This is a genomic window from Reyranella soli, from assembly GCF_007992495.1.
GTDB lineage: Bacteria > Pseudomonadota > Alphaproteobacteria > Reyranellales > Reyranellaceae > Reyranella > Reyranella soli.
This window is the reverse complement of record NZ_BKAJ01000056.1, coordinates 1-5,313: the sequence shown is the minus strand read 5'-3', so window position 1 is coordinate 5,313 and position 5,313 is coordinate 1. Positions and strand designations below refer to the sequence as shown.

Genomic DNA, 5,313 nt, shown 5'->3' with positions numbered 1-5,313 from the left:
AGTGGCGCGCCCCCAGCGCTATCTCAGCTTCCTGAAGAACGTCCGGACGTCGTTCACGAACAGCTCGGGCTGCTCGAAGGCGGCGAAATGGCCGCCCTTGGCCATCTCGCTCCAGTGCCGGATGTTGCTGAAGTTCGCCTCCATCCAGCGCCGCACCGGCGTCACGATCTCCTTGGGAAACGCCGCGACCCCGGTCGGCACGCCGACCTTGTGGACGGACCGCCGCTCGGGCCCAAAGCTCTCCCAGTACAGGCGGGCCGACGAGCCGGCCGTGGCGGTCACCCAGTAGAGCATGACGTTGTCCAGAAGCTCGTCGCGGCTGAGGATGTTCTCGGGATGGCCATCGCAATCGGTCCAGGCCCAGAACTTCTCCAGGATCCACGCGGCCTGGCCGGCCGGCGAATCGGTGAGGCCGTAGGCCAGCGTCTGCGGCCGCGTCGACTGCTGCTTGGAGTAGCCCGAGTCCCAGTCGGCATAGTGCTTGATGCCTTTGAGGGCGCGCGCCTCCTCGGGCGTCGGCTCGCCCACCACGTTGGGCCGCGTCGACATGGCGAGGGTGATGTGGATGCCGGCGCAGTGCGCCGCATCGAGCGCGCCGATCGCCGTCGTCACCGCCGAGCCCCAGTCGCCGCCCTGCGCGCCGTAACGGGCATAGCCCAGGCGATCCATCAACTTGGCCCAGGTGCCGGCGATGCGATCGATGCCCCAGCCGGTGCCGGTTGGCTTGCTCGAGAAGCCAAAGCCGGGGAGCGACGGACAGACGACGTGGAAGGCATCGGCCGCGTCACCGCCATGGGCCACCGGATCGACCAGCGGCTCGATCACCTTATGGAACTCGACGATGGAGCCGGGCCAGCCATGGGTGATGAGGAGCGGCATGGCCTGGGGATGCGGCGAGCGCGCATGCACGAAGTGGATGTCGAGCCCGTCGATCGCCGTCGTGAACTGCGGGAAGCGATTGAGCAGCGCCTCGCGCTTCTTCCAGTCGTAGCCGTCGGCCCAGTAGCGGCAGACCTCTTCGATCCATTGCCGCGGCACGCCCTGGCTCCAGTCGGAAACCAGCTCGGCCTCGGGCCAGCGCGTACGGCGCAGCCTAGTCTTCAGGTCGTCGAGCACGTCGTCGCCGACGGCGATGCGGAAGGGGCTGATGGCGCTCATGGGATGGCCTCTCTAGTCATCGGGCTGGCGGTAGCGGGTGCCAGGCGGCGGCGGTGTCTCGGGCTGACCGGCGAAGCATTGGACGATGGCCATCCAGTCCCTGGCCGTTTCGCCGCGGACCGAAACCGACGTGTCGGCGATGTTGCGTGTCTGGGTGACGACCTGGCAGAAGGCGATGGCGTCGCCCTCGACCGTATCGCTGTCGGACGCCTTCCACTCCCAGGTCTCGCCGAACGGCGTGTCGAGGCGGACCGACGGCGCAATGGGTGGCACGGGCAGGCCGCGATTGCGATAGGCCCAGCCGAAGGTGCGCACGCCGATCTCGGCGATGTTGCGCAGACGCGGCGACGCGGCCGGCCGCTCGATACCTAAAAGGTCGTAGATCGCCTGGGCGTGCGACCAGGTCTCCATCTGGCGCGCGGTCGTGAACATGCGCACGCCCATGTCCGGTCCGGCCCATTTCAGGCGTGCGTCGGCAGGCTTCTCGGCCAGCGCGTCGCACAGCCGCCCGGCGGTTTCGTGCCAGCGTTGGAGCAGGGGACGTCCGCAGAGGCCATTCAGCCGCTGCCGCGTCTCGTCGATGCGGCTCAGTCCCTTTTTGCGCTCGGCCTGGATATCGGCCATCAGCGCCGTGAACGCGGCGGGATCGGACGCCGAGGCGAGCGCCATGGTGTCGCCCATGTGCAGATGGCGGACGATGTCGTCGATCGTCCAGGCCTTGAACTGGGTGGCGCGCGCCCAGTCGCCGTCGCCGAGCCCGTTCAGCAGCTGGTGAAGCTCGGCGCTTTCGGCGCGAAAGTCGTCGACCTGCTGGATCATTCCGCAGCTTGCTTGGCCGCCGACTGCTGCAGGCGCAGCACTTCCTCCCAACCGCGATAGCCGGTGAAGCCGTCCTTGTCGAAAAACAGGACAGGCCCGTCGCAGAAGAAGAGGTACTCGGTATCCTCGAGCGCTGTCGTGGCGCCGTGCACCATGCCGTTGACCTCGTGCAGGAAGTCTCCGGCATTGTAGGTGTTGTCGCGGACCTGCAGCTTGCCCGAGAGCACGAAGGCGAAGGCGGCCGACAGGTGCTTGTGCGGCGGCGCGACGTAGCCCTTCTTCCATTTCAGCAGCACGGCCCAGCGGCCGGACTCAGGCCCGACCCACAGCACCTTGGTCCAGGCCTGGCCGGGCTTGGTCTCGATCCAGGGGATCTCCGACGAGCGCGTGATCGAATCGGCGAGCTCGTTGTTCACCGGTCGTATGTCCTGGGGAAGCGCCATCCATCCCTCCATCCGCGTCTTGGTTGACGTCGACTCTGAAGAGCCGTCGGCGGCGAGTCCAGCGGTGGAGCCGAGGCGCGAAACCGTCCTAGAATTGCGACATGATTCTCGTTGGACAGTACGACTCGCCCTATACGCGCCGCGTCGCGGTCAGCCTGCGCCTGCTCGGCTTCGACTTCGAGCACGACACGCGCTCGGTCTTCGGCGACTTCGATTCCATGCGGACCACCAATCCGCTGGGCCGCATTCCCTCGCTGATCGTGGATGACGGCACGACGCTGATCGATTCGGGTGCGATCCTCGATTGGCTCGACCAGCAGGTCGGACCGGAGCGTGCGCTGCTTGCGGCCAACGGACCGGCCCGCCAACAGGCGCTGCAGCGGATCGCCCTGGCGAGCGGCACGATCGACAAGGTCATGGGCATCGGCTACGAGCGCCTGGTCCGGCCTGAGCGCTATCGCTGGCCCGACTGGATCGCGCGCTGCCGCACCCAGGCCGAGGGTGGGTTGGCCGCGCTGGCGCGACTGTCATGGCCGGCCGACGAGCGCCTGAGTCAGCCTTGGATCACGACCGCCTGCATGATGCGTTACGTCCGGCTTGCCGTTCACGATCTGCTGCCGGTCGGCCGCTACCCGACGCTCGACGCCGTCTCCGATCGCTGCGAGGCGCTGCCGGCGTTCAAGGAGACGTATCCTGCAGATTACGTCGTACCTGTCACCCCGAGCGAAGCGAGGGGCCTTTAGGCAACAGGAAAGGTCCCTCGCTTCGCTCGGGATGACAGCGGGCGGCTAAGCAGCCGCAAGCTTGCGCAACGCCGCCAGCCGGCGGGCGTAGGGCGGCTCAGCTTCCGGCACGAGGGCGGGGGCTGTGATGCTCTCGGCGAAGTGGCAGGCGACGACCTGGCCTTGCGCGCCGACGGGGCGCAGCAATGGCTCTTCCTTGCGGCAGCGGTCCTGGGCGTAGGCGCAGCGGGTGTGGAAGCGGCAGCCGGGAGGCGGGTTGAGGGGGCTCGGCACGTCGCCTGCCAGCCGGATACGCGCGCGCTGGGCGGTGGGATCGGGCACCGGCACGGCCGACAAGAGCGCCTGGGTGTAGGGATGGCGCGGCATGGCGAACAGGCTCTTCTTGGATGCCAGCTCGACGATCTTGCCGAGGTACATGACGGCAACGCGGTCGCTGATGTGGCGCACCACCGCGAGATCGTGGGCGATGAAGATGTAGGAGAGGCCCAGCTTCCGCTTGAGGTCCTGCAGGAGGTTGATGACCTGCGCCTGGATCGAGACGTCGAGCGCCGACACCGGCTCGTCGCAGACGATCAGCTTGGGGTGCGAGGCCAGCGCCCGCGCGATGCCGATGCGCTGGCGCTGGCCACCGGAGAATTCGTGCGGATAGCGCAGCGCGTGCCAGGCCGACAAGCCGACTTCGCCCAAAAGCTGGTCGATGCGCTGGCGCAGCGCGGCGCCCGACGCCAGACCATGCAGGCGCAGCGGCTCGGCCAGGGTGTCGCCCACGGTAAGACGCGGGTTCAACGAGGCATACGGATCCTGGAAGATGATCTGCATGTCGCGGCGCAGGTCGCGCAGCGCGCCGCGGTTCAGCGCACGCACATCGCGGCCGGCGAAGCGGATCGTGCCTTCCGTCGCCTCGATCAGGCGCAGCACCATGCGGCCGGTCGTCGACTTGCCGCAGCCCGATTCGCCGACCAGCGCCAGCGTCTCGCCCGGCGCCACGTCGAAGCTGAGGCCGTCGACGGCGCGCACGGTGCCCACCGCGCTCTGGAAGACGATGCCGCGCTTCACCGGAAAATGCTTGGTGAGGCCCGAGACGGAGAGCAGCGCTTCGCTCATGACGCGGCGGCCGCCGTGGGAAGGACAAGGTCGAGCGGCGCCTTCCAACATGCGGCGCGGTGGCCCGGCGCGATCTCGCGCAGCACCGGCTGCTCGGCCTTGCACCGCGCGTCGGCCAGCGGGCAGCGCGGGCTGAAGCGGCAACCCGCGGGCAGGGCGAAGGGATTGGGCACGACGCCTTCGATCGCCTGCAGGCGCTCGTCACCGTCGCTGCCGAGCCGCGGGATGGAGCCCAGGAGGCCAAGTGTATAGGGATGCTGGGGATCGGCGAACAGAGGGCCGACCGGCGCCTCCTCGACGATGCGGCCGGCGTACATGACGATCACCCGATGGGCGACCTCGGCGACGACGCCGAGATCGTGGGTGATCAGCATGATGGCCGTGCCCGTGCGCTCGCGCAGGTCACGCAGGAGATCGAGGATCTGGGCCTGGATGGTGACGTCGAGGGCGGTGGTCGGCTCGTCGGCGATCAGGATCTTGGGGTCGCAGGCGAGCGCCATGGCGATCATGACGCGCTGGCGCATGCCGCCGGAGAGCTGGTGCGGATATTCGTCGAGCCGGGTCTCGGGTGAGGGGATCTTCACCAGCCGCAGCATTTCCAGGGCGCGGCTGCGCGCCTCGGCGGCCGTCACGGCGCGATGCAGGCGGATCGCCTCGATGATCTGCTCGCCCACGGTCTGGACCGGGTTGAGGCTGGTCATCGGCTCCTGGAAGATCATCGACACGGCATCGCCGCGGATGGCGCGCATCTCGCTCTCGGGCAGGTCGAGGAGGTTGCGGCCCTCCAGCCTGATCTCGCCGCTAGCGATGCGGCCGGGCGGGTTGGGCACCAGGCGCATGATCGAGAGCGACGTCACCGACTTGCCGCAACCCGATTCGCCCACGATGCCCAGCGTCTCGCCGGGTGCGAGGGAGAAGGAGACGCCGTCGACCGCCGCGAACACGCTGCCGCCCGACCGGAACTCGGTGCGCAGATCTTTGACTTCGAGGAGGCTCATGGGAGCGCGGGCCTCCAGGCCCGCTCATGATCATGATGCGGGCCTGGA

6 protein-coding genes are annotated in these 5,313 nt (G+C 68.4%); 1 reads left to right on the top strand and 5 read right to left on the bottom strand.

The window, feature by feature from the left end; genetic code table 11:
* Positions 1 to 18: 18 nt before the first annotated feature.
* Genes RSO01_RS16590 through RSO01_RS16580 form a run of 3 tightly spaced genes read right to left on the bottom strand, consistent with a single transcriptional unit; the run spans position 19 to position 2,420 of the window.
* On the bottom strand, positions 19 to 1,158 hold the full coding sequence (locus RSO01_RS16590) for an epoxide hydrolase family protein (protein ID WP_147150235.1): 1,140 nt from the start codon (positions 1,156 to 1,158) through the stop codon (positions 19 to 21).
* A gap of 12 nt (positions 1,159 to 1,170) precedes the next feature.
* The gene (locus RSO01_RS16585; RefSeq protein ID WP_147150234.1) at positions 1,171 to 1,977 is read right to left on the bottom strand and encodes a TIGR03084 family metal-binding protein; all 807 of its coding nucleotides are present in this window, start codon (positions 1,975 to 1,977) and stop codon (positions 1,171 to 1,173) included.
* Entirely contained in the window at positions 1,974 to 2,420 is a 447-nt protein-coding gene (locus tag RSO01_RS16580; RefSeq protein WP_170303117.1) for a cupin domain-containing protein, read from the bottom strand. The genes RSO01_RS16585 and RSO01_RS16580 overlap by 4 nt, the downstream gene beginning before the upstream one ends.
* 101 nt (positions 2,421 to 2,521) lie before the next feature.
* On the opposite strand from RSO01_RS16580, the gene RSO01_RS16575 reads away from it, so the two are divergent.
* Positions 2,522 to 3,163, top strand: coding sequence for a glutathione S-transferase family protein (locus tag RSO01_RS16575; protein WP_147150232.1), 642 nt, complete (start codon positions 2,522 to 2,524; stop codon positions 3,161 to 3,163).
* 45 nt (positions 3,164 to 3,208) lie between these two features.
* Here RSO01_RS16575 and RSO01_RS16570 read toward each other — a convergent pair whose 3' ends face one another.
* Complete coding sequence (locus tag RSO01_RS16570) at positions 3,209 to 4,267, bottom strand: ABC transporter ATP-binding protein (protein WP_147150231.1); 1,059 nt, start codon at positions 4,265 to 4,267, stop codon at positions 3,209 to 3,211.
* On the bottom strand, positions 4,264 to 5,265 hold the full coding sequence (locus RSO01_RS16565; protein WP_147150230.1) for an ABC transporter ATP-binding protein: 1,002 nt from the start codon (positions 5,263 to 5,265) through the stop codon (positions 4,264 to 4,266). Before RSO01_RS16565 ends, RSO01_RS16570 begins: the two co-directional genes overlap by 4 nt.
* Positions 5,266 to 5,313: the final 48 nt, after the last annotated feature.